This window comes from Pseudoalteromonas sp. CR1 (assembly GCF_019392235.1).
Lineage (GTDB): Bacteria > Pseudomonadota > Gammaproteobacteria > Enterobacterales > Alteromonadaceae > Pseudoalteromonas.
The window spans coordinates 127,425-151,800 of sequence record NZ_JAHXRM010000004.1 but is presented as its reverse complement, the minus strand read 5'-3'; the positions used below and the strand labels follow the sequence as shown (position 1 = coordinate 151,800).

Sequence of the window (24,376 nt, the reverse complement as noted above, 5' to 3'; positions counted from 1 at the left end):
TGAATGAGAGCTTATTATAGTAATAAAGTTTTTGTATGTTTACATAATAGGTAAATACTGAGAGTATATTTTGCGCTTGCATATACAAATAGTATGTTTATTGGAGAACACAAATATGGCTAAAATATGGATTATAATGTTGGTTATGCTTTCGTTTTCGGCATTGGCAAATAGTGAAAAAGTAATAAACGTAGACAGAGCAATACCCAATAGCTTGCATTTAGCATTTCCAAACGATGCTAATATCACACCAAAAAAAGGCGACTTTGAGGTGTTAAATTACATATTAATGAGTAATAACGAAGGCGAACGTTGGGCAGTTATCACATTAACAAATGTATCATCGGGAAATAGAGAGCTTAACGAAGATCACTTACTCGCTTTATTTGCAGATGGTACGCGATTAGCTCCTCAACCTTTTAAATTAAGTTTTAAAGGTAACGAAACGCAATCAGTTACCGTTTCGTTTGCGGAATATAAGTTTCCTATTTTAAGTGTGTATTCAAGCAATGATCAGAAACAAATTTTTAGATAAGTTAAATGTGTAGTAATTGCTTTAGTTTATCGGCACCGGCTCTGCTGGTGCTAAGCTCTGATTTAACATCATCATTTACAATTACCATTAACTTACCGTTAAACCAGCGCTGTATTTCTTTAATGTGGTCAACGTTAACCAAGTAACTTCGATGAATTCGTACAAAGTTTTTTGTTACTAAGGCATGTTCAAGCTGATCGAGTGTATCGCTTAAGTGATGAAATGTGTCGCCATTCCACGCCAAACTATTACCTTGTTCTGATTTAATAAATTTAATGTCACCCGGGGAGAGTAAAAATATACGCTCACCGTTTTTACTAATTAGCTTATTTAATGTGTTTTCGGATAATGCAAAGGTTTGCTCGTGTTCTGGGCTGTTAACTTGGCAGTGGGCACGCTTTTGCTCAAGTAGCTGCTGCGCTTTAGCGAGTGCTTTTTTTAATCGAGCAATAGGAAAAGGTTTAAGTAAGTAATCTGTAGAGGCGTGCTCGAATGCTTCAATCGCAAATTGGTCATACGCGGTTGTGTAAATAATAATGGGCTGGTAGTTAAGTAAATCAATAAGCTCTAAGCCGTTAATTTCAGGCATTTGTATATCAAGTAATACCACATCAGGTTTTAGCTCATTAATTAATGAAATGGCCTCTTTGCCATTTTTGGCCATACCCACTACATCAACATGCTCCATTAAACTTAATTGATGGCTTAATTTTTCGCGAGCGGGAAGCTCATCATCGGCAAATAATATGCGCATTTTAGATGCTGTATTTGGCTGGTTTTTATTGTTCATAACGTTAGCTCCAGCGTAACAACAGCCCCATTATCATTGCTGAGTATTACTTTACTTTGTCCAAGTTGATTAACGCGTAGCATGATGTTTTTCATCCCTATACCATTGCCATGCCCGTGTTTTATAACATCACTCGAGAACCCTTTACCATTATCGCTAATTTGTATTTTAACGCCGTTAGGCAGCTCACTTAACGTTATATTAAGTATTAACGACGTTTGTTTGGCGTTATGTTTAATGGCGTTTTCAATTATGGGCTGAATAAGTAGCGGTGGTAGCGTTATGTTTTTAAGGGGATTGGGAATGTGGTAGTTAACCTGTAGCTTATCGCCAAAGCGTGCTTTTTCAATATTTAGGTACTTTTCTATTATTGTAAGCTCTTGCTGTAAAGGTATTTGCTGTTGCTCGGCAGTATCAAGCGAGTACCTTAAAATATCAGCAAGTTCATGAAGTACTTCATCGGCTAAATCGGGGTTTGTATGAATATAAGCCGAAATTGTATTTAAGCTATTAAACATAAAATGTGGGTTTAACTGGTAGCGCAATGTAGCAAGTTGAGCTTGTTTAAGTGCGTGTTTTTCGGCTGTTGCGCGTTTTTTGTTTTCAATAAAAATACTGGTAAAGTAAATACACGAGCCCCAAAGTAAGCCGTTAAATACAACAAAAATCCCCATTGATTTATGCCCATCAAAAAGCAGTGTCAGTAATACATCGGTAAGCACATTACCGAGGGCCATAAATACAACGGCAATTAACCATTCAAGTGCTATTTTATTAATGTGCTTATTGCGCAAGTAAAAAATAACCGCTGCCGCACTCCATACCGGCACCCAGTAAAAAGTAACAAACCACACGGTAGCAGCAAGTGCACTACCGCCTGTTAAGGGCGCAGAGTTAGCAATTATGAGCCCAAGGGCATAAGCAATATCTACAACAAGTAAAATAAAAAAGCTGTATTTATAAAAATGATGTTTGAGCATAATAGGTGCTTCTTTTTGTAAGTGATTAAACCATAACAAAAAACAGTCAAAACCCAAAGACTTTGTGTTTTGACTGTAACTTATTTAAAAGTAAGTTAGCTCCTTGATTTGTAGTGTGTTTTTTAATGGCTCATTGCTTGCGCCTGGCATTTTACGCCACATTAAGTTAACCCCAGTTAATTCAGTTGCCGAACACGTAACTGGGCTACCAAAGCCAAATTGTTTAAAAGTGGAAAAAGGAATATCAAGCGTTGTCCACTCATCGCGCGGTTTTAAAAGTACACTAAAGTGATCCCAATCTTTTACATCACTATGATAAACAGACATAGCAAAAGGTGTAGTTGAGCCTTTATAGGTTAACCGAATGCCTTTAAATGCTGAGGCATCAGCCGGCGATGTAAATTTAATTTCAGCGCCTGCCCACGCGCCAAAGCTGGTTGGCTTTGTAATGGTTGTATTTATGGTTAAGCTATTTTTATTCGTGGTAAGTGTTGCCACAGACTGGCCCCCCATCACCGAGTCGCTTAAAGCTTGCCATGGTGTTTCACCGGTAAAATCATCAATAACATGTTGCGCTTGGCTACTTTTTATTACTTCATTACAAGCAGGGCCTTGTGGCTTTATGGCTTTGTTTTGAGCAATAAGCGCTGGGCGGTCTACTTGTACACCTGTTTTATAAACCTCTGAGATAGTGTGAATGTGGTTTATATCATCAAGTGGGTTTTGCTTAAGCAATACAAAGCTTGCCTCAAAGCCTTTAGCAAGTTTGCCAATGCTCCCGGCTTTATTAATCGCTTTTGCGCCGTAAACCGTTGCCGCATTAATGATTTCACCGTTAGTTAAGCCTGCTTTTTTAAGTGCATCTAGCTCGTTGTGTAACCCAGTACCGTGCAGCGTGTATGGGTTACCGGCATCAGAGCCTGTGCCAATAGCGATATTAGCTTTATGTAACTTTTGTATATTTGCATAAGCAGTTTTACGCTCATCCCACGCGTGCTCTTTCCATTTTGAAGGGGCAGGCACGTTTTCAAACAAACACCCTTGAAGCTTTTCGGGAATAGTTTTTAGTAACGCACTTTGTGAGCTAATAGTATGGTTATGCTTTTCATCGCTATGATTGTGGTACACCGCAAGCGTAGGGATGTAGGTTACGTTATGCTTTTTCATAAGCGTAATAAACTCATCGTCAATCGCTTCGCTATTAATACCATGCGCTAAAGCCGTTGCACCGGCCTTAATAGCGCGTTTACCATCATTTAGTGTAGAAACATGCACAAAATACGGTAAATTAGCGGCTTTAGAGCGCTTACCTAATTCGCTTAATTGGCTATCAGTTAACGATTCACCTACACCGCCAAAAGTTTCAATAACAGCTTTAGTTACATGTGGCTTAGTGCTTATATGTTTTTGCCATAGCGCTGCTATGTCTTCATCTTTTGCAATTTCGTATGCGTGGCCGCCAAACTGCGTGCCATGTCCGCCAGGATTAGTAAACAATGTACCTGCATAGAAAAGGTTAGGGGTTAGGTGGGCTTCTTTTAATTGTGCGGCTTCGTTTAGGGTTTGCTCAAACGAAAACAAATCAACAATATTAGTTACGCCTAAATACAAATTAGAATTAAAGTGCGACTTAACCGGCAAATACTGAAACTCAGAAAAGTTACTGCCCGATGAGCCCAAATGTACATGCAAATCAATTAAACCGGGTATTGCATATTGGTTGTTGGCATTAATAGTATTATCGGCGTTTTGTAGTGGGTCAGTCGCTTTAGTAATACTTACTATTTTACCCTCATCAATATACAGCGAACTTGGCGCAGAAAAGCTTTGCGAACTACTTTGGTATAAACGAATGTTATCGACTCGAAGGTCAATGGCGTGCGCACTAAAGTGGCTTGCTAAGCTCAGTGCTATAACTGTTTTTGTAATAATGTTCATGACTGTATTCCTTATCAATAAATAGGTATTTGGCGTTTTGTTGGTAAGAAATTTAGCGAGTTTTATAACCTGCTTCATTAATGTTTATCTGAATCAACATTATTAGCAGTTGAACCGACACAAAAGTAAATAAGCGTTGTGGTGGGGCGCCCAAGCTAACTAAATTAAGTGTTTTGAATGAGCGATAGGTTCCATCGACGTGTGTGCCTAGTTTAAGGCAAAGCTTTAAAATTTGATCATGTTAGAATGGTTATCAAAGGCAGCTATGAGAGAGAAATAGTTAGTCAAAAGTCTGAATGTCTGAAGTCAAGATTTGCCCCTCGACTTATGCAAGACGGGTACTTTACGATTTATTGGTTGATGAATTTAGATGAGGCGACAAATAAAGTAGCGCGAACGAGTTAGCAGCCTTGCTTGCTGCATCAAATCAATAAGTTAACCTGCTTAATTGCTCAGGTTAATAGCGACTGTGTGAGCGAAAAATATCCTTGCTTAACGGTTAAACATTCGGTTTAATGAATAGATAATAAACGCTGAGCAATGCAGGGAAAGCTTACATAACACTCGCTAAGCTGATTAAATTAGCGAGGAAAGTGAGAGCCTCTAAAAAGCAAATTCCCATAGCATAAACAACACCAACTCTGACACACCGAGCAGGTAGCGCCTCAGTCCAACAAGCGATTATGCAACACAAACTGCGTGTCGCATAAATACTAAAATGTTAGGTGCTAATGAAGATTGTATTAATAACTTTGCTTCTGCTTTTTTCATTTAAAGTGTCTGCTGTGGAACCTTGTGCAGCAATCCCAGAGGGCAAGCAAAGGCGAGATGGTGTTTGCTCATATCAAGATGCTGCATTTAAAGCTCGTCAGGTTTTTAGCTACGTATTATCTTTAAAAAGATACTGTGATCCCGCTATCCAAGAAGAAATAAATGAGTGGTATTTAAGTAACAAACAACTCATCGATAAAGCAGTTATCATCGGCAAGCAACCATTAAATGAAATAGTAAAAAATACAGACATAGCATTGTGGCAATCTGAGAGCAGCGACAGAGTTAAAGAGTCTTGCACATATGTTAAACGGAAAATACATTATACATCACCTTCACTATTTGGTGGTCGAGTAGGTGAGTACTTGAATTCTTACGCACCTAACAAACAATTAAACAGGGATTAAAAACTGCGTGCTCCTCGCTTCGCTCAATTTTAGCCCACAATTATTAACCCGTTAATCGGGCGTTATATTTTATGATTATGAATCGACTACTATTAATATTTTTGAGTGTGTTTCTATCAAGTTGTGCTTTATTGGGCAGCGCATCATTTGAAAATGATGTTGTTGTTAAAAATGGTGAACTTAAAAGATTTGAGCTTATTTTGAAAGGCAAAATGCCAAATATGGTTCACGACGAATCTCAAATGTTTTGGCCAACTTACCATGATGTGCTTTACAAAATACATATCGATCAATTGTCCGGTGAGCTGACTGAAAATGATTTCAAGATAACCTATAAAAATAAGTTACAAATATTAAACTCTTACTCTGGCTCAATAACACTTAGAGGAAGCAATCTAATTGTAAATTTGCGTAATTGTCCACACCAATACAATTGCTTCAATGCTGTATTTAATGGTTCTTATAAATTGAAAAATAAAATATAACAAGTGACTAAGGTTATGAGTGTCCTCAATTGGCATTTTGCAGACTAAATCTAACCTATCGAGTTAAATTAAAATTTAACGGAATATGAGTCAGGTGAGTTAAAGCAAGTACAGGCATAACTATCTGTCGTTTTTACTTAATCGATGATTTACGCCAAACATTTTTTTATTGCTTTCCCGATGATTACTTAGCGGTTTAGTGATGTTTACGTTTACTGCATTTCCTTTTGGTTTTAAGTGTTTATTTCTGTTTTTATTTAGCTAAATATTGTCTTGCTTAGGTTTTGGCTGAGTTTTAGTACGTTGCTAATAGCAGTAATAAACGGTTAAATAACGGTATTGAAAATACTTTATTATAGTTATTACAGGTTCCTACCTTGTTGTTAATTTTATGTATAATGTTATTTAAAATATTAAGATTTATACAGTGGGATTAAAATGCTCATACAGCTAATTATAGGAACGTTTGTTATCTGTGGCACGGTGCTTATACAAGCAATGTTTATTGGTGTTTTATCTAAAGTGTTGGCCAATATTAGCGACTGGTTATTAAAGGACTCTAAAACCTTAAAAATGATTTTTGTGGTAACGGCGATGGTAATTTGGCTCGTTGGAGGCTTAACGGCAAGTGCGTGGTTATGGGCTGCTATATTTTTAATTTTTGAGGTGTTTAGTGAGTTAGAGCCCGCACTTTACTTTTCGGTTGTTACCTTTACAACGCTTGGTTACGGCGATGTTGTATTGGGAACTCAATGGCGACTGCTTGGCAGTTTAACAGCTGTAAATGGGTTAATAATAGTGGGCCTAAATACTGCATTTCTCATTGAAGCTATTTCCCAGATCAGAAAAGCACAATCAAAGGACTTAAAGTGAATATTGTTAATGTAGATAGTTTTTTAACTTACACTATTGCTATTTTAATCTTTTTTGTGGGTATATATTTAACAAAAAAAATTCCCTTTTTAAGGCATTTTAATATACCTGAGCCGGTGACTGGTGGTTTGATCGCTGCGATAGCCATTACTTTTGCGTATTTTTTCTTAGAAAGTGAAATAAACTTTGATTTATCAACCCGCGATAGGTTGTTAGTTTACTTCTTTACAGCCATAGGCTTAAATGCTCGGGTGTCTGACTTAGTTAAAGGGGGTAAACCCTTATTTATATTACTTACCCTCACCTTAACATTTATTGTATTACAAAATGTAGTAGGTGTTGCTGGTGCTTATAGCCTTAATATATCAAAAGAAATAGGTATATTAGCAGGGTCGTCGTCTCTTATTGGAGGACATGGAACAGCTATAGCTTGGTCGCCCGTAATTGCAGAAAGAGGGATCGAAAGTGCGCTTGAGATTGGTATAGCATCAGCCACATTAGGTTTAGTTATTGCTAGTTTAATTGGCGGACCTATTGCTAAATACCTGATAAATAAATATAAATTATCCAGTGAGTCATCGTCTTTATCGGTAGGAATTGAATACACTAAATCTGATTCTGAAAATTTTTCGCACTTAAATTTTATGGCCGTTATTTTAGTTATTCATATCTGCATTATTGCAGGTTATATAATTAATGAATATTTGGTCAGCTTTGGAGTTAAGTTACCTTTATTTGTTTCTTGCTTAATAGTTGGGATGTTTTTATCGAATACGGTTCCTTATTTGATCCCAAAGTTAAATTGGCCTGCAAGAACAAAGTCATTAGCTATTGTATCTGATTTTTCTCTTAGCCTGTTTTTAACTATGTCGTTAATGAGTATGCAATTATGGGTAATTGCAGATTTAGCGAGTGATTTACTGCTTATTTTAGTATTTCAAACGTTAACTGCGGTGATATTTATTTTGTTTATTGTTTTTCCTTTAATGGGAAAAAATTATGAATCAGCAGTTTTAAGTGCAGGTTTTGGTGGGTTTGTACTGGGAGCGACACCAACGGCAATCGCAAACATGACGGCAGTGACAAAATCTCATGGGCCTGCACCAGTTGCGTTTATAATATTACCATTGGTTGCGGCATTTTTTGTAGATATTAGTAATTCGTTTATTATTAAATTTGCGCTGACTTTGTTTTAAGTCAGCGCATTATCGTGTTACTTAGCGTTATGGGCTGAATTAACTGCTTTAGTAAAGCCAATAGCCCAGCGGTCAAACGCTGCCTCTATGTCACTAAATGTACTCCATGGTTTATCTTTAAATAGGTAACTTCCTTGGCTACCTTCGTACACGACGGCGTTAACTTTTCTGCTTATAGAGTCTCTAAAAACTCCCTCAATAGATACTTCACCGACACTGAGTGTTACGCCTGGTACTACTAACAGTGTCGCATTCATTAGCGATGACGGAGCTTTTAAGTTAGATAAAGTAAACGAAATTCTTAAAACGTTTTTGTCTGGTTGTGTCACAACTTGATAGCCTGAATTATTCAGTTCAGTGGTCATCGCTGATAAAAAATAACTTTGCAAAGATTGGATATCCTCGGTAGATATATTTTTTATATCTGGATCTGAATAATCGATTTTGATTGGATCAAACATAAACTTTTTATAATCTGCGAGTGTGGGCGCATCAGGCCTGATGTAAACTAACGCAGGTTTCATTGACTCATCTTGAATTAAGCCCGCTAAGTCAGCATTTATATCTTCTTTTACTACATTCTTACTTATTCCTGTACAAGCACTTATAAACAGAGTGGTAGATATAATAGATCCAGAAATTAACTTTTTAATTTGTGATTGTTTCACTGAGAAAAACCTTAATTAATTTGGGGCTCAAAGAGCCCTGAGATTTATAGTTGCGAACTATTTGCTGTTTCGTTTGATGAAACTTGCAAAAATGTTGCATAAAGCACCGGTACAACAAGTAATGTGAGTAGTGTGGCAAAACTGAGACCAAATACTATAACCACAGCCATTGACTGAAAAAATGCATCAAAAAATAGCGGGATAACACCTAGCGCAGTAGTGAAAGATCCTAATAATACTGGTCTTACACGGCTAGACGCCGAGTCAACAATTGCATCAAAGCGAGGTTTGCCTTCTTTTATTTCAGTGTCCATTCTGTCGACTAAAATTATACCGTTTTGGATTAACAATCCTGAAAGCGAAAGCAACCCTAAAATACCCATAAACTCTAGTGGTACGCCGGTCACAACTAAACCAAACACAACACCAATTAAAGCCAATGGTACAACAGACCATATGACTAACGGCTGCTTAATTTTGCCAAATGATACAATTACAACAAGCACCATAGCTAAAAAGCCAAGGGGTATTGTTGACATTAAATCACCATTTGATTCGCTCGAATCGCCAAACTCACCACCCCAGGTTAAATTATATCCAGAGGGCAATGCAATATTTTCGATTTGTGGTTTTATTCTGGCAAGTAATTCACTCGAAAGTTCGCCAGCTATAGGATCAGACTGCGCCTTGATCATAAATATACGGTCTTCCGCTTTTATTTTACTGTCGCGCCATTTGGTCTCAAACCCATCAGTTACTTGTAAAATAGGAACAGATTTACCCGTTACCGAGCTTATAACCTGTATACTTTTTAAGTTGTCTAGCGTGGCTGAACGAGTTGTTGGTGTTTGAGATATTATAGGTATTAAATCGTTACCTTCTCTGAAAGTACCAATTTTTTCGCCGTTGTAAAAGTGAGCGATTGCTTGGGATAAATCTTTACGAGATACGCCCGAAAGCCTTGCTTTATCTTCTGAATAAATAGGCTCAATAACGGCTACTTTTTGTCGCCAGTCGTCTTTAACAGATACAGACTTACGATCAGAGGACATTATTTTTTTAGCTTGTTCAGCCAAGGAGCGAAGGACAACAGGGTCGGGGCCGCTAAACTCGGCTTCAATTGCTGAGCCGCCACCAGGCCCTAAAATAAAACGCCAAGCCTTTGATTCTGCTTCTGGGAAATTCTCCTTAACGTATTGTTGAATAACAGGAGTCATGGCATCAATTTTTTTATAGTCGTCGACTTTTACAAGAAGTTGGCCGTAGGCTGTGTTAGCTGACTGTGGTGAATAGGTCAGCATGTAACGAATTGCACCGCCGCCAATCAGAGTTTGCACACTGTTAACGTTATCTAAAGATTGAACGAATGATTCTAGTTTGATCATTTCGCGCTCAGTTTTTTTGATGTTTGTTCCTTCAGGTAGCCAAAAGTCAACCACCATTTGAGGTGACGTAGAGCGAGGGAAAAAACCTTGCGTCATAAATTGCGCACCCCAAATTGAGATAGCAAACAAAACCATTACGCTTGAAATAACTAATGCACGCGACCTTAAACACCAGCGCATAAGCGCTTTATATTTTAAGAAAAAAGCACTTTCTTTTTCTGTTTTTGAATCGTCTGAATTTTTTGCGTCACTTTGCGGGAAAAGCCAGTAACAGGTCAATGGGGTAATGGTTAATGCTAATACCCAGCTGAAAAGTAATGAGATCATAACAACCCAGAAAAGTGAGCCGGTATACTCAGCTGTTTGTCCTGGTGCAAAGCCAATTGGAGCAAAAGCAATTACGCCGACTAGTGTTCCGGCTAAAAGAGGCCATTTTGTCTGCATGACAATTTCTTTTGCTATATCTAGCTTACGTCGTCCCTGTTTAACACCTACTAAAATAGCTTCTGTTATTACTACTGCGTTATCAACCATCATTCCGAGTGATATTATAAGAGCACCCAATGATATGCGGTGAAGTGGAATGCCCATAAGTTGCATAGTCGTCAGCGTTGCGCCAACAGTAACAAGCAAAATAAATGAGATAACAGCCGCTGAGCGTACCCCCATAGTGAACAATAAAGAGCACACTACAATTACCAATGCCGATATTACATTGACTAAAAAATTAGTAACTGATGCTTCAACTACTTTACCTTGGTTATAGTATTCGCTTACTTCAATACCGAATGGGCGACGGCTATCAGCTTCTTTTATTTTTTCATCAACAGCTTTGCCTATTTCAACAACATTACCACCAGAGGTATTAGATACCCCCATGGCTATGGCTTTTTGACCATTAAAACGGATTAGCTTTTGCGCTGGTTGTTCGTAACCTCTGTATACATTAGCAATGTCTTTTAGATAAATTACACGGCCTTCTGTTGAGTCGGTAACAAGTAAATTTTTTATTGAATCAATTGAATTTAAGCTACCTGATGGACTAAAGCTTAAACGTAAATCCCCAACGTCAACACTACCTGAAAAAGTAATACTATTTTGTTGTTTGAGTATGTCATAAATTTTGTTAATTGAAACACCCAGACTTGCAGCGTTCTCTTGCGAAACCTCTACAAAAATAGCTTTTTGTTGGCTGCCTGCTAATTGTACTTTAGCGACGCCATTAACTTGTAAAATATCTTTTTGTAATTGCTTTGCGTAATTTTGTAATTCAGCGTAGCTATAATCATTACCTGTAATCAAATAAGAGAGGCCATATAAATCGCCAAAATCGTCATTAACAATAGGTGTTAGTGCATCTGGAGGCAAAGTGCTTTTTGCATCACTAATTTTATTTCGTAACTTGGTCCATATGACTTGTAAGTCTTCCTTAGACTTTGAAAATTCATACTTTATTTCAACATTAATCTCCGAGACACCTGCGGATGAAGTAGAGCTAATAGACTTAACTTCTTGGAGTTGTTGTAAGGCGATTTCAAGAGGATCAGTTACTTCTCTTGCTACTTCATTAGGGCTTGCTCCAGGATATTGAGTGTAAATAAGCGCATTTCTTATGGTGAACTCTGGGTCTTCAAATCTTGGCATTGTGGTGTAAGCATTGATACCGCCAACGAATACTAAAATTATTGCAATTACACACAGTAATTGATTTTTAATGGAAAATTCAGCTAAGTTCATATGTCACCTATTGCTTTTCAGACCATGCATGAACTTGTATACCTTCATATAAGCTCGCTATACCTGCTGTTACTATTACATCGCCCGAAACTAAGCCTTCTTTAATAATCGCATTTTTTGTTGCTGACTTTTCAAGTGTCACAAATTGTTTAGACACGGTGCCAGTATCGGGTGTGACTTTCCAAACGTAGGTTTTTTCGTTATCGATGCCAATAGCACTGAGAGGAACTTGGACTAGACCTTTATCGTTGAGTGTACTTGTTGGGTCTTTAAACCAAACAGTTGCGTTCATTCCTGGCAGTATGTTTAAATTTTCAGGTGATTTAAATGCAAATTTTACTTGGTAGGTTTGTGAAGTCGCATCAGCGTTTAGGTTAGCCTCTTGAAAAACTGCGGGTAATTTATTTGAAGGGTCAAATACAAAAGTAACAAACGCGGCGGTATTACTTGCACTTTGCGGTTTTGCTGTTGCAATAACACTTGCCGGTAGATTAATTGTTGCTTCCATTAACCCATCGGAAATGATACTAACGGCGGTACTACCGGCTTGAACAACTTGTTTCTCTTTAAGGTTAAGCTCAGCAATTAAACATGAAAATGGGGCTTTTAGGGTTGTATCTTCAAGCGCTTTTTTTGCGGTTTTAAGTTTTGTCTCTGCAACTTCTTTATCAGAACGACGTTTGTCTAATTCATTTTTAGCAATCGCATTTGTGCCCATTAATTTTAACATACGCTGATATTCTTTATCTGCGATGTTAAATTGCGATAGCGCTGCATTATAACTTTCTTTAATGTCTCTTGAGTCTAAAATTGCAATTACATCACCTGCGTTTACACGTTGTGATTCAGTAACAAGCACTTCTTTAACAATGCCTGATACTTCAAAGCTTAAGTCTGAGGATTTTTGGGGTTTAACGGTTGCTGGATAGCGAAGAAACTGTTCTAGGTTGCTTTCTTTTATTGTAAGTAGTTTAGCGGGCTTACTTGCAGCAAGTGTTGATTCGTTTTGGTTGTTGTCACTACAGCCATTTAAAAAATAAACGCTTAATATGAATACAGTGAGCTTTAAATAATTGAAGATCATAAATAATTCCTAACTTTTAATTTTTAACTTTAAAGCCAATCTGTAAGCTTTACACCAATGCTTAAACGAGATGAGTGTTGGTTATAATAAATAAGCCCATCGCCATAGCCATTAAAGTATTCTACATAGCCTCTTAAGCGGTAAGTGAGAGGGAAAGACCAACCAAGTTGAAAGGTACTTCGGTTGTTACTTTTTAGATTATTGCGAAACATCAAATCTAAGTTATGGTCATTGTTAACTTGCCACAACACACCTAATTCACCATATCCGTAATAGTTTTCTATATTTGGGTTATCGTCGCCATCACTTAAAAAAGATGATTCTTTGTCATCTTCAGGGAGTCGCCACCAAGCTTTAAGATTCCAAACTAGGTCATCATCAACAATAGTGACAGCTCCAATTACTCTATTCCAACTGCGAGATAAAGTACCTGCTTGGCCATTAGACTGGTGATTAAACGATAAGGAGGTGTTGCTAATATCAACACCTAAAAATTGCCACGGACGACTATAGTTGAATATTAATTCTGGTTCGTAGTTAGTTTCTCTGAATGGCGCTGAAATATCGCTATTATATGATTGCCACCAGCTAACCGCTGTAAACGCTGCATAAATGTCTAAGTCGTCAAAATACGCATTTTCCATAGCTAAATATTTTAATGAAACCTGAAACTTGGTTTCGACATCATCAAGTGATTCGCCTTCTAAACGTTCTTGATAAGGCACTGAGCTTACATTGGAATAGCTAACAGGCAAAACGTAGTTGGGTTTGTGAGGTAAAATAGAAAACGGATTAGGAGATGCTTGGTTTTCTAATACCCTCCTTTTTTCGATAGAGTTTGTAAGTATATCGGAGCACTGTTTTTTTAGTTCGCCAATAGTTACATTATCATCGGCATTTATACTTTTTTCAGCTATACAGGCTGATAAATCAGCGGTTTGCGACAAGGTTGAAAAAGGTATTAATACACAAAGGGCAAATGGCAGCTTATATTTAGACATTATGTTTACCAAGGCTTTCTTGTAATTATACATGTTGTTTACTCTTTTGTAACACAGCTTTATTGCAAATTATTGAAATTATATACTAAAAGTGCATGATTCAATTTTTAATAAATACAATTGAATTAGTTTTTAGGTAGGAGTCGCTAAATAATACATTAACAGTTATGAAAAGCTGTGACCTAAATCAACTAAAACCATTTTTTGGATAGATTTAATTTGCGTGCCGTGTTCACTTTTTAATTTTATCAGAGAAGTAAACCTGATACTGAGTATATTGAAGTAAAAATTATGGCGAAGGTTCCTTTAAAAAAGGGATCCCTTGCTCTAAAAGGTATTTTTGAGCCTCATCAGTATGGGGCTTAAATGCCTTCCAACGGCCAATTGCTTTGTTGTTAAGTGGTTGGCGTACCTGCATTTTACTGGCAGTAGACACCGGTGCGGTGTTTAGGTGAAAGTCTATACACTGCTCTTGCCACTCTAAATCACAAAAGCTGACTAACTCTTTTATTTGCTGTTCGGGCTGTGCGACTAGTTCTTCGTATTTTACAATTTTAATATTGCTGTGCACGGTGCTGAAGTGCTGCATAAGTGAGTAAAAGCGGCTATAAAATTTAGCGGTGTCGAGTAAATCGAGTGAATACGCGTAGTAAGGGTTGTTAATAGTAAATAGTTGGCGGTAGTTACCAATACAGGTGTCCATTGGGTCGCGCAGCATGCAAATAATTTTAGCGTTTGGCAGTGCTTTAGTGATTAAGTCGATATAAAAAAAGTTAAACGGGAGTTTATCTATAAAATGTTTATGGCTACCGGTAGTAACGCGGGTGGCGTTTAAATATGTTGAGCCAAGCTGATTAAAATCAAGTTCATACGCTTTAGTGAGTGTTTGTATGTCGAGCACGTTTGGTGTGGGTGTGTTGCTTAATCTTTTTACGCTTAGGCCGAAGTCTTGTAATTCACCGGCTGACTGCACGTCACTGTGGCTCGATAATATTCTCTCAACTAATGTGGTACCAGAGCGGGGCATACCTAATACAAAAATAGGCTCAGCGGTGGGATTGCCGTTTACTTGTTGGTTTTTGTGTTTAGCACTGAGTTGTTTTATATGTTCAAACAACGCATTTGACGATGCGTTATCAAACGGGGTAAGTGCATGCTTTGCTGCTTTACCTTGTTGTAACGCGGTAAAGGCGTCAGAAAATGCGCCAATATCTTGGTATTCTTTTGCCAGTGCATGGCCTATGTGTAATTTAGCATCAGGGTGTGAAACCTGCTCAAACACTTGCTTTAACCGTGTAATATTATTTTTTTGCTTTGTTACTTTAGTTAAATCACTGAGTGCAAAGTGGCTTTGATGATGAAGCGGGTTAAGTGCAATGGCATGTTCAAACGCGGTGTGTGCTTTGTCAAATAGGCCCAAAAACTTGGCGCTTACTGCAAAGTTGTAATAAAACTGGGGGTGAGGTTGTTGTTTGGCATTGGCTAATGTGAGTGCACATTCAAAATAATGTAAAGCGTGTTCGTGTAGGCCTGCTTGCGTAAGTGCAACGCCTAGAGTATCGGCGTCGAGTGCTTTTTTTATTTGTGTAATAGGCACCGACAGCGCTACATTTTTTGCTTTTTTTAAGTCACCGGTAAGCGCATAACATTTTGCCAGTTGAGCAGTATATTCAATGCTAGAGCCAAGTGTTAAGGCTTTTTCGATTAGCTTGATGGCTTTATAAATTTGCCCTACTTGCAAGTTAACCATTGCCAGTAAAAAATAGCCGTCGGCAAAGTCAGGTTTATGCGAAACCAGTTCAACTAAGCTTTTGTGGGCAAGTTGTACTTTGCCTTCGTTTAAATATTTAATAGCGCTTTGATGGAGTTGTTTTAAATTTGGCTGCATTTTTTATTTGTATTGTTTAGTTACGCGTTAATAAAGAAAAAAGGCCCAAATAAATTTGAGCCTTTTGATTGTACTTAAACTTAACGGTTAATTATATTTCAAACTTATAATTAAATTTAATGCCTACCGTTAATGGACGGTTGATAAAGTAACCATAGTTACGTTGTATATCAGTTCTATTTGCTGAGGTAATATCGGCATCTGAACGGCGAACAGACGTAACGGCGTATTTATTAAATACGTTGTCTACGTAAACGGTCGCTGACCACTCATCGGCGGTTAGTTTAGCTGAAATATTGCTTAAGCTATAACCTGGTAATGTTTCACCGTTATCGCGTAAACCAACACGAGAAATTACATCGCTTTGTGCGGTAATACCGTAGTTAATATCAAGCGTTTTGTCGTTAAACACATCGGTTTGATAGTTTACACCCATTGAAAACTGGTGCTCAGACGAGCCTGGTAAACGGTCGCCATCTTCTGCACCATCTGTTCCGTCTGAATTAAATAAGAATGGTGCGTCTGATGTTAACTCTGCTTTTGTGTATGCATATGTAGAATACACAGAGAATGAGTCAGATAAAATTGCACGCGACGATATTTCAATACCTTTCGCATTGGCTGAACCCGCATTAGACAAGTACGGTAGTTGGCCTACCTCGGTTGCACCGGCAACTTGTGCGTCGTCCCAATCTATATTAAATAATGCGGCGTTAAAGTGTAAACGGCTTCTTAACCATGTGCTTTTAAAACCAAGCTCGTAGTTAGTTGTTGTATCTGCATCGTAAAGCATTTCACTTGGGTTACCACAACCCGCTTGGTTAGCTGGTAATGGATCAGGACAAGGTGCTAAACCATTTGAACCACCAATTCTGAAGCCTTCACTTATTGTTGCGTAACCCATTACTGAATTAGTAAATTGATACTTGGCGTTAAATTTAAATAGGCTGCCGTTGTCGCTTGCTTCATTTTGTTCAAAGTTAAGTGTTACGTCGTCTGGGCCTGCGCCGCCGAATAAGGTATTAAATAATGGAAAATCGACCGCTGACTCAGACTCAACATCGTACTTGTAAAAACGAGCGCCTACAGTAATATCGAGTTTGTCGGTAACTTGGTAACCAATTTCACCAAATAAAGCTGACTCTGTTATTTCAACGCGATCAACTGAGTAGTATTCAAGTTGGTCTGGACGAGATTGATCTGCGCCAAAATTTTCTACTGCAAAGTCGCCAAAGCCTGGTGTGTACTCTTGACTAGACGCATCGCTTTCAATTTTGTTGTAAAAGCCACCTACAATCCAGTTAATGTCACTGTCGTTTTGTGATACTAAACGTATTTCTTGTGTGAACGTGTCTTGCTCTTCAAGCTCACGCGTGAACGATGAGAATGCAGGAAATTCTTCATAACCGTAATCAAGACGAATAAGTAAATCGGTTTGGTCACGTTGGCCGTCGGCATCAAAGTTTGAAATACCAGTTGCCGATACTAATTCAGCAAAACCTAGGTCTGCTTTTAGCTCTAAACTTAGTAATTGGTTTTCTTTTTCACGCGGTTCTTCGTAGCGGTACGCTGATTCGTATTTACCAATGATGTTGCTAAGGCCGTTATCAGCACTTAATGTGTTGTAATGAACAATTGAACGACCTTCGCTGTCTTGGTTTTGGTAAAAGTAGTTAAGTGTGCCTTCAAGTGTTTCGCTTGGTTTAAAGCGAACAGAAATACGCCCTGTTGTGGTGGTTTCACCGTTAGCGTCTTCTACATTTTTAAGGTTGTTGTTAATTGCTGCGCTGTCGGTCCAATCTGGATCGGGTAACGATACGCCTGGCTCACGTACTACGTAGCCGTAGTCAATAAACCCTGGGTCTTCGTAAACGTTTAAGCTCGCACGAACGGCAAGTTTATCTTCAATTAATGGTAGGTTGAAGATGAATCCACCTTCGCCGCCAATAGAGTCGCTTTCTTGTGTTTGCGATACATTGCCAAATACTTCAAGTGATGTGAAATCAAGTTCAGGCTCTTTAAGCATGTAACGAATGGCACCTCCTAATGTGCCCGCACCATAAAGTGTACCTTGTGGCCCAATAAGGACCTCTACGCGCTCTACATCAACTAGGCGCATATCAATAGCAACTGGGATTTCATTAATATAAGTAGCTACTGTGCCACCGTCTGACGATGGGCCAGATGAGTTTGTGTTTAAACCACGTACAATAATAGGTGATCCAGAGCGACCACCTTGATCGGTAATTGTTAAACCAGGTACCCAACGTGCTACGTCGGCAAGCTCGCTGATGTTTTGATCTTTCATTATGTCGGCATCAAGCGCTGTAATGTTAAGCGGTGCGTTTTGCACTGAGCCGCTACGTCGTGTTGCAGTTACTTCAATAACTTCAAGTGATTTGTCTTTTGCGGTTTCTTGCTCTTGAGCAAGTGCTGTATTTGGAAGTAAAAAAGCGCTAGTAAGCGCGCCCGACATAGCCAAGGTCAACAGGCTTGGTTTAAACATAAAAATGATCCCCAGTTCAAAGAATTAACATAAGTAAAGTACATGGAATATATTATCAGTCACAATTAGATCTGGGAATGAATAAATTGAATTAAAATTCAGTTTTTTAGAATAAAAAAGGGTTAAAGTTGTGTTTTTTAGTTAATGAATGATGATTTAAGCTCTTTCCTCATAATGCATACCTACTACAGGTACGTTTTTTGAACTGTTTTACTTGTATTGAGTGTGTGAATAGCTATTCATGCTTGTTAGATTTGCGTGTTTTTAATGATGTTAATTTTTTTGTTATTTTTGGTTTTTTAAGTTGTGAATCTTAATTTTTGTGTGTTTTGGTTATTTAAAAATTATTGTTACTCCCCATAATCTACTTTTAAACAAAGGTTTTTATTGAGTTTAATGGGCGAATAGGGGGGCTTGTTCGTACATTCAATTTGATTTTTTACTGTGCATCCATCAAGGACTTGTTATGAGCCAACTTTTTTCACCGTTAACTATTGGTGAACTTACCCTCCCTAATCGCATTATTATTGCGCCTATGTGTCAATATTCAGCTATTAATGGTGAGGCAACTGACTGGCATACTATTCATCTGGGTCAACTGAGCTTAAGTGGAGCCGGTTTACTTATTATGGAAGCGACGGCTGTAAGCCCTGAGGGGCGAATAAGCTATGGTGATTTAGGTCTGTGGAATAATGAAACCCAACAAGCATTAGGTAAAAGTTTAAACGCGGTTAGGCAATACAGCGATATGCCCATAGGAATACAGCTGGCGCATGCCGGACGCAAAGCGTCAACCGGTAAACCGTGGGAAGACTTAGGCGCTATTTCACCAAGCGATGAAAATGGGTGGCAAACTATTGCGCCATCTGCATTGGCTTATGATGAGCATTCGTTTGAACCTGTTGCAATGAGTAAAGCGGATATAGCCCAATTAATTACTGATTTTGCAAGTGCAGCCAAACGCGCCGACGAGCTAGGCCTAGATCTAATTGAATTACATGGTGCACATGGGTATTTGCTACACCAGTTTTTGTCGCCAATTACAAATAAGCGTGACGATGAATATGGCGGAAACCTTACTAACAGAATGCGTATTGTATTGGAGGTATTTAAAGCGGTGCGCGCTGAGTTTAATGTTAATAAACCAGTTGGCATTCGAATCTCAGCGACTGACTGGGTTGAGGGTGGTTTGGATTTAGAGCAATCAATAGTGCTTGCTCAAGCGCTAGATGACGCAGGGTGCGATTTTATTCATGTAAGCACCGCAGGTTTAAGCCCTTTACAGCAAATTCCTGTTGAGCCTGGCTTTCAAATTCCTTTTGCTACGGCAATAAAAAAAGCGGTTAGTATGCCGGTTATTGCGGTGGGTTTAATTACCGAAGCGCAACAGGCAGAAAATATTTTAAAAGAGCAACAAGCCGATGCAGTCGCATTAGCGAGAGGTATTTTATACAACCCACACTGGCCATGGCATGCTGCCGCTGAACTTGGTGCCACAGTAAGTGCGCCTAAACAATATTTACGCTCAGGCCCATATGGAAAGCTGTCGCCCATAAAGTGACTTAATAGCCAACCTCAGTTGCTTGAGGTTTTATTTCATTTATTTTGAGAATGCCATGTCTAAATTAAGCGCCGAGCCTGTGCAAATAAGCAGAGCTCTTGTGAGCGTTGTTGCGCTGTGTTGTGGGTTAATTGTTGCCAATATTTACTATGCGCAGCCTATTATAGAATTGTTAGCCCCCGATGTTGGATTAAGTGCACACAGTGCTAGTTTTATTGTGTCATTAACCCAAATTGGCTATGCCATTGGATTATTTTTTTTAGTGCCGCTAGCTGACTTAGTTGAAAATAAACGGTTAATGTTGGTTACCCTGTCTGTTACATTTTTTAGCTTAATTGGAGTGGGGGTTGTTCAAACACCAAACGCCATGTTGGTTTTGTGTTTGCTGGTGGGGGCAAGCTCGGTATCGGTGCAGGTACTTATTCCGTTAGCGGCACATTTATCGTCAGATGAAAAGCGTGGGCAAGTTTTGGGCAATATTATGGCGGGGCTTTTGCTAGGTATATTGCTAGCAAGACCTGTGGCCAGCCTAATTGCTGATCATTTTGGCTGGCGTGCCGTGTTCTTTTTTGCTGCGGGGTGCATGGTGTTTATCTCTTTGGTTATTTACTTTGTTATACCCACAAGGTTGCCAACGCATAAAACAAGTTACTTTACGTTGTTGAGGTCACTGAAGTCGTTGTTATTGAGCCAACCTGTGCTTCGTCAACGCGCGTTTTATCAAGGGTTAATGTTTGCGTCGTTTAGCGTGTTTTGGACCACAGTACCCATTGTACTAGCCCGAGAATATGGTTTTTCGCAAACGCAAATAGCATTGTTTGCTTTAGTTGGTGCCGCGGGGGCCGTTGCAGCGCCTATTGTTGGGCGCTTAGCTGACAAAGGCTATACCTACGAAATGTCGTTATTAGCTAAAGTTATCGCGGTGGCGTGCTTTTTACCTAGCTTATTTGATTTACCAAACGGCATTATTATATTGGCGTTAACGGGTGTATTTATTGATTTTGCAGTGCAAGCCAATATGGTACTTGGTCAACGGGTAATATACTCACTTGAACCACAAAGCCGCGCTCGGCTAAACGCCATTTATATGACCAGTATATTTTTGGGCGGGGCTATTGGTTCGTTAATTGCTAGCCCATTATATGAATTTGGTGGGTGGGAAAGTATTGCCTTATTTGCAGCTGCTATGCCGCTTATTGCGTTATTAGGTTTTATTTTTTCTGCTAAAAGGGCAAAACAAAAAGCACATTTAGTTTAACAAAAAGCCATCTTAGTTGATGGCTTTTCGGCTTAGGTTACTTTTTTGACTCGCCAGAGAAGGAGCTTCCTGCTGAGGCAATAATAACTAATAAAATTGCTAACCACTGCCATATTGTTAGTAGCTCGCCCAAAATAACAAAGGCAGCGAGTGATGCAATAGCAGGTTCAAGGCTCATCATGATGCTAAAGCCTTGTGAAGGCATATTACGAAGTGCAACCATTTCTAACGTGTAGGGTAACGCGCTAGATAAAACTGCAATACCAATTCCCAGTGGAATAATTTCCCATGTGAATGCGCTTGCTTGCATCATGCCTCCGTAGGGCACAAGCACTATGGCTGCGACTGTCATACCTAGGGCAACCGTTGCACCACCTGAGCTTTGCATTCCGGTTTTTTTTCCAAACAATATATAGCCTGCCCAACAGGCACCCGCTGCTAAGGCTAAAATAACACCAACAGGATCTAGGCTGTCTTTACCGCTCATATCGGGTAGTAACAGTAAAATACCGGCAATGGCACACGCAACCCAAAATAAATCGCGTTTACGGCGTGAAGAAAACAAGGCAACGGCGAGGGGGCCTGTGAATTCTAGTGCGACACCAATGCCTAAGGGGATACGCTCAATTGCGTAGTAAAATAAAATGTTCATTCCACCTAGGCTTAAACCATAAACCACAATAGCTAAGCGGTTCCCTCTGGCGGGTATATGCTTCCATGGTTTAAATACTAAACATAATATAAGTGCAGAAAAACCAAGCCTAAGCGCGGTTGTCCCTTCGGGGCCAACAATAGGGAATAGTTGCTTTGCAAACGATGCACCCGATTGAATGGTCATCATGGCAATTAATAAGCAAACAATTGCTAATATGAAATCTTTGGTACTTGATTGCATTGTCGTCCCTAATGTAAAGCACTGTTAATAGGGATTAGTAAACTTACCCTGTTTGAGATGCTATAGCTGTATTTTGTGGCGGGATAATATCTGCTTTTAGTACGATTGGTAAGTGTTTGCGATTAAAAAATAGGTGTGGCTGTTTAGAGTAGGATTTAATGAAAGGCAACATACTAGCAAACAGGCATTTGCTAGTATGTTAAAACTTAATGAGCGTTTTTGTTAACTAAGCCGTCTAACGAGTACAGGCCGCGTTTTTCGTCATTTTTACGCTTTATTTCTTCAAGTGCGCGGGCTTCTACTGCATCAAATAATGCATTAATTAAGCGGTTAAAGTGTTTATGCATGGCAGTACGAGCGGCACTGGCGTCATGCGCTTTTAGTGCAGTATAAATCGCGGTGTGCTCATCCATTACGCATTCGTTATTGTTAGTACAAACGCTGCTGTAATCGGCAACAATTTGCGGGTTTTTTAATCGTAAATCCCACAAATTAGAAACAGCAAACTCAAGTGCTTTATTACGTGTTGCTTTGGCGATAATCTCATGAAATTCGCGGTCAGCCTGTTCTACGTAGAGGCCTTTTTCCATTGCTATTAGCGTTTGGTTTAGCTGCTCGAGTTCTTCTTCTGTAATGCTTTGAGCCGCCAGTGCTGCAATTTCGCCTTCAATAAGTGCACGGGCTTGTGTTAGTTCAAATGCGCTGATCTCTTTTGATTTTATAGAGGCATTTTTTTGCTCAACAACATACACACCTGAACCGGTCTTAACCTCAACCCGGCCACGTACTTCTAATGCAATAATTGCTTCTCGAATTGTTGGGCGACTTACGTCAAACATTTCTGCAAGTTCACGCTCAGGGGGTAAACGACTCCCAGCAGTAAATTCGCCTTGATTTATTAAAGACTCTATTTTATCAACAATGCGCCAAAATAAGCGACGATTACCCATATTGTACCTTCATACCCTAAGGAATATTGACCATTTAGGTCTAAAAATTTATAACATTTGTTAACCGACAAGGTTACCCCAAACCCCACTAATTTGTCAAAATTCTAGCACCATGATTTGGTTATAAAACTACATTGTTAGTTGGTTTAATTTGTGTAATACCAATTTAGTTTAAAATTACATGATTGGCCAGCTTGATTGGTCATGTTTTTTTGTGTTAGTTTAGATTTATGCTGTTAAGATTGTAATAGCTGTTTTGTGATTAGGATTGAGTAGTCGATCTATTATCAGTTAGGAATTGGTAAATACTTTAGGTCATTATATCAAATTGATTGCCCACGGATGGGGATCGTTACTTAAATGTGCGTAGGTAACAAGTGTGTAGTTGGTATAGTGATTTGCATTTCCCCATGGGCGTTAACTGTCGTTGGTTAACGCCCATATACAACTTCTCCCAGTCGAGGTTTAAATTAATCTGTTTTATCGTTAGGGTAAATCACGCCTAACTGTTTGCGAGCTTCGTCAAGTACATTCATAACATCTAGTGAAAGTGCGAATGTGTTTACATTAGACTCCCACTGATTTTTTGTTACTAACTGCATAAAATGAGCAACTTCAAATTTCATGAAATGCTCATCAAATTCTTCCGATAAGGTTTCTGATTCGCCATTGTTAGCAATAAACTCTACTTTTTTAAGTTGCGATACGGCTTCAATACGAATTCTGCCCAGTTCACCCTGTATTTCGGTTATGTTGTCACCTTGCGAAATTTTTGAGTAGCTAATAACAGCTTGCTTGTCTGAATAATTAAGCAGCACATCGCCAGCCCCGTCAACCCCAGTATCGAGTAACACGCCACTGGCATTTACATTTTGCGGTGCGCCCCAAAGCGCTATTAATAAGTAAAGCGGGTATATGCCTAAATCGACCAAGGCACCGTTAGCAAATTCAGGTAAAAAGGTGTTTGGGCGTTCGCCATTTTTATATTTATCGTAGCGCGAAGAGTACTGGCTATATTGCCCTATAAATTTTCTGGGAGTGCCTATTTTAGAAAGTGCATTTTTTAATAATGTAAAGTTAGGCAAGTGCGTGGTCATCATGGCTTCCATGTACAAGCACTGGTTTAGCTTAGCGGCGGCGATTATATTGTTTAGTTCTTGGCTATTGGCTGCGGATGGCTTTTCACCAAGTACATGTTTACCAGCGTTTAAGCACATAACCGCATATTGTTTGTGTAAGCTATTGGGGGCGGCTATGTAAACTGCATCAACCTGTTCGTCTTGGCAAACTTGTTCAATATGGGTAAATATTTTTGCTTGGCTACTTTTTGGGTGTTTTGCTAAAAAAGCTTCACCGCTTGAAAGCGCGCGTGAACAAACGCCATATAAATTAAAATCGGCTAGGGTATTTGCGGCGTCAAGTAATGTGTCGCTTATAAAATTAGTACCTACAATTACAAAGTTCATAC

General features: G+C 38.9%; 19 protein-coding genes. 7 read left to right on the top strand and 12 right to left on the bottom strand.

All coding sequences use genetic code 11. From position 1 onward, the window contains the following. Window positions 1–115: 115 nt before the first annotated feature. Window positions 116–535, top strand: coding sequence for a hypothetical protein (locus KZZ04_RS05905; protein ID WP_219422119.1), 420 nt, complete (start codon window positions 116–118; stop codon window positions 533–535). Between the two features lies 1 nt (window position 536). On the opposite strand, the gene KZZ04_RS05900 is transcribed toward KZZ04_RS05905, so the two are convergent. The 3 genes from KZZ04_RS05900 to KZZ04_RS05890 are packed head-to-tail and all read right to left on the bottom strand — an operon-like array spanning window position 537 to window position 4,243. After that, the gene (locus KZZ04_RS05900) at window positions 537–1,325 is read right to left on the bottom strand and encodes a LytTR family DNA-binding domain-containing protein (protein WP_219422118.1); all 789 of its coding nucleotides are present in this window, start codon (window positions 1,323–1,325) and stop codon (window positions 537–539) included. Then, a complete protein-coding gene (locus KZZ04_RS05895) occupies window positions 1,322–2,362 on the bottom strand; it encodes a sensor histidine kinase (protein ID WP_219422117.1) in 1,041 nt (346 codons plus the stop codon). The genes KZZ04_RS05900 and KZZ04_RS05895 overlap by 4 nt, the downstream gene beginning before the upstream one ends. A gap of 27 nt (window positions 2,363–2,389) precedes the next feature. Continuing rightward, the gene (locus tag KZZ04_RS05890; protein ID WP_219422116.1) at window positions 2,390–4,243 is read right to left on the bottom strand and encodes a CIA30 family protein; all 1,854 of its coding nucleotides are present in this window, start codon (window positions 4,241–4,243) and stop codon (window positions 2,390–2,392) included. 731 nt (window positions 4,244–4,974) lie between these two features. Between KZZ04_RS05890 and KZZ04_RS05885 the strand changes: the two genes are divergently transcribed. From KZZ04_RS05885 to gltS, 4 genes are all read left to right on the top strand, one after another. Next, window positions 4,975–5,421 carry a hypothetical protein gene (locus KZZ04_RS05885; RefSeq protein ID WP_219422115.1) on the top strand — a complete coding sequence of 149 codons (447 nt, stop codon included), beginning with the start codon at window positions 4,975–4,977 and terminating at the stop codon, window positions 5,419–5,421. 71 nt (window positions 5,422–5,492) lie between these two features. After that, entirely contained in the window at window positions 5,493–5,906 is a 414-nt protein-coding gene (locus tag KZZ04_RS05880) for a hypothetical protein (protein ID WP_219422114.1), read from the top strand. Between the two features lie 438 nt (window positions 5,907–6,344). After that, window positions 6,345–6,779, top strand: coding sequence for a potassium channel family protein (locus KZZ04_RS05875; RefSeq protein WP_058403184.1), 435 nt, complete (start codon window positions 6,345–6,347; stop codon window positions 6,777–6,779). Beyond that, window positions 6,776–7,975, top strand: coding sequence for a sodium/glutamate symporter (gene gltS / locus KZZ04_RS05870; RefSeq protein ID WP_219422113.1), 1,200 nt, complete (start codon window positions 6,776–6,778; stop codon window positions 7,973–7,975). The genes KZZ04_RS05875 and gltS overlap by 4 nt, the downstream gene beginning before the upstream one ends. A gap of 17 nt (window positions 7,976–7,992) precedes the next feature. Here gltS and KZZ04_RS05865 read toward each other — a convergent pair whose 3' ends face one another. From KZZ04_RS05865 to KZZ04_RS05840, 6 genes are all read right to left on the bottom strand, one after another. Then, a complete protein-coding gene (locus KZZ04_RS05865; protein ID WP_058403186.1) occupies window positions 7,993–8,643 on the bottom strand; it encodes a DUF3313 family protein in 651 nt (216 codons plus the stop codon). Between the two features lie 44 nt (window positions 8,644–8,687). Then, on the bottom strand, window positions 8,688–11,765 hold the full coding sequence (locus KZZ04_RS05860) for an efflux RND transporter permease subunit (protein ID WP_219422112.1): 3,078 nt from the start codon (window positions 11,763–11,765) through the stop codon (window positions 8,688–8,690). 7 nt (window positions 11,766–11,772) lie between these two features. Beyond that, window positions 11,773–12,849, bottom strand: a complete 1,077-nt coding sequence (locus tag KZZ04_RS05855) for an efflux RND transporter periplasmic adaptor subunit (RefSeq protein WP_219422111.1) — start codon at window positions 12,847–12,849, stop codon at window positions 11,773–11,775. Window positions 12,850–12,878: 29 nt separating this feature from the next. Continuing rightward, the gene (locus KZZ04_RS05850; protein ID WP_081824571.1) at window positions 12,879–13,850 is read right to left on the bottom strand and encodes a phospholipase A; all 972 of its coding nucleotides are present in this window, start codon (window positions 13,848–13,850) and stop codon (window positions 12,879–12,881) included. Between the two features lie 289 nt (window positions 13,851–14,139). Next, the gene (locus KZZ04_RS05845) at window positions 14,140–15,738 is read right to left on the bottom strand and encodes a sulfotransferase (protein WP_219422110.1); all 1,599 of its coding nucleotides are present in this window, start codon (window positions 15,736–15,738) and stop codon (window positions 14,140–14,142) included. Window positions 15,739–15,829: 91 nt separating this feature from the next. Then, complete coding sequence (locus KZZ04_RS05840) at window positions 15,830–18,244, bottom strand: TonB-dependent receptor (protein WP_219422109.1); 2,415 nt, start codon at window positions 18,242–18,244, stop codon at window positions 15,830–15,832. 466 nt (window positions 18,245–18,710) lie between these two features. Between KZZ04_RS05840 and KZZ04_RS05835 the strand changes: the two genes are divergently transcribed. Further along, window positions 18,711–19,805: an NADH:flavin oxidoreductase/NADH oxidase gene (locus KZZ04_RS05835; protein WP_219422108.1), complete on the top strand. Its 1,095-nt coding sequence runs from the start codon at window positions 18,711–18,713 to the stop codon at window positions 19,803–19,805. A 55-nt stretch (window positions 19,806–19,860) separates the two neighbouring features. Beyond that, complete coding sequence (locus KZZ04_RS05830) at window positions 19,861–21,063, top strand: MFS transporter (RefSeq protein ID WP_219422107.1); 1,203 nt, start codon at window positions 19,861–19,863, stop codon at window positions 21,061–21,063. 37 nt (window positions 21,064–21,100) lie between these two features. Here the strand turns inward: KZZ04_RS05830 and KZZ04_RS05825 are convergent, their stop codons facing one another. The 3 genes from KZZ04_RS05825 to KZZ04_RS05815 form a co-directional block, all read right to left on the bottom strand. Further along, complete coding sequence (locus tag KZZ04_RS05825) at window positions 21,101–21,958, bottom strand: DMT family transporter (protein WP_058404588.1); 858 nt, start codon at window positions 21,956–21,958, stop codon at window positions 21,101–21,103. A 206-nt stretch (window positions 21,959–22,164) separates the two neighbouring features. Then, on the bottom strand, window positions 22,165–22,908 hold the full coding sequence (locus KZZ04_RS05820) for a FadR/GntR family transcriptional regulator (protein WP_058404589.1): 744 nt from the start codon (window positions 22,906–22,908) through the stop codon (window positions 22,165–22,167). A 470-nt stretch (window positions 22,909–23,378) separates the two neighbouring features. After that, complete coding sequence (locus tag KZZ04_RS05815) at window positions 23,379–24,374, bottom strand: Gfo/Idh/MocA family protein (protein ID WP_219422106.1); 996 nt, start codon at window positions 24,372–24,374, stop codon at window positions 23,379–23,381. Window positions 24,375–24,376: the final 2 nt, after the last annotated feature.

Excerpts from the sequence above, each read along its gene's own strand:
- KZZ04_RS05905 (WP_219422119.1), top strand. The coding sequence starts at position 116 with ATGGCTAAAATATGGATTATAATGTTGGTTATGCTTTCGTTTTCGGCA.
- KZZ04_RS05900 (WP_219422118.1), bottom strand. The coding sequence starts at position 1,325 with ATGAACAATAAAAACCAGCCAAATACAGCATCTAAAATGCGCATATTA.
- KZZ04_RS05890 (WP_219422116.1), bottom strand. The coding sequence starts at position 4,243 with ATGAACATTATTACAAAAACAGTTATAGCACTGAGCTTAGCAAGCCAC.
- KZZ04_RS05885 (WP_219422115.1), top strand. The coding sequence starts at position 4,975 with ATGAAGATTGTATTAATAACTTTGCTTCTGCTTTTTTCATTTAAAGTG.
- KZZ04_RS05880 (WP_219422114.1), top strand. The coding sequence starts at position 5,493 with ATGATTATGAATCGACTACTATTAATATTTTTGAGTGTGTTTCTATCA.
- KZZ04_RS05875 (WP_058403184.1), top strand. The coding sequence starts at position 6,345 with ATGCTCATACAGCTAATTATAGGAACGTTTGTTATCTGTGGCACGGTG.
- KZZ04_RS05860 (WP_219422112.1), bottom strand. The coding sequence starts at position 11,765 with ATGAACTTAGCTGAATTTTCCATTAAAAATCAATTACTGTGTGTAATT.
- KZZ04_RS05855 (WP_219422111.1), bottom strand. The coding sequence starts at position 12,849 with ATGATCTTCAATTATTTAAAGCTCACTGTATTCATATTAAGCGTTTAT.
- KZZ04_RS05850 (WP_081824571.1), bottom strand. The coding sequence starts at position 13,850 with ATGTCTAAATATAAGCTGCCATTTGCCCTTTGTGTATTAATACCTTTT.
- KZZ04_RS05845 (WP_219422110.1), bottom strand. The coding sequence starts at position 15,738 with ATGCAGCCAAATTTAAAACAACTCCATCAAAGCGCTATTAAATATTTA.
- KZZ04_RS05840 (WP_219422109.1), bottom strand. The coding sequence starts at position 18,244 with ATGTTTAAACCAAGCCTGTTGACCTTGGCTATGTCGGGCGCGCTTACT.
- KZZ04_RS05835 (WP_219422108.1), top strand. The coding sequence starts at position 18,711 with ATGAGCCAACTTTTTTCACCGTTAACTATTGGTGAACTTACCCTCCCT.
- KZZ04_RS05830 (WP_219422107.1), top strand. The coding sequence starts at position 19,861 with ATGTCTAAATTAAGCGCCGAGCCTGTGCAAATAAGCAGAGCTCTTGTG.
- KZZ04_RS05825 (WP_058404588.1), bottom strand. The coding sequence starts at position 21,958 with ATGCAATCAAGTACCAAAGATTTCATATTAGCAATTGTTTGCTTATTA.
- KZZ04_RS05820 (WP_058404589.1), bottom strand. The coding sequence starts at position 22,908 with ATGGGTAATCGTCGCTTATTTTGGCGCATTGTTGATAAAATAGAGTCT.
- KZZ04_RS05815 (WP_219422106.1), bottom strand. The coding sequence starts at position 24,374 with ATGAACTTTGTAATTGTAGGTACTAATTTTATAAGCGACACATTACTT.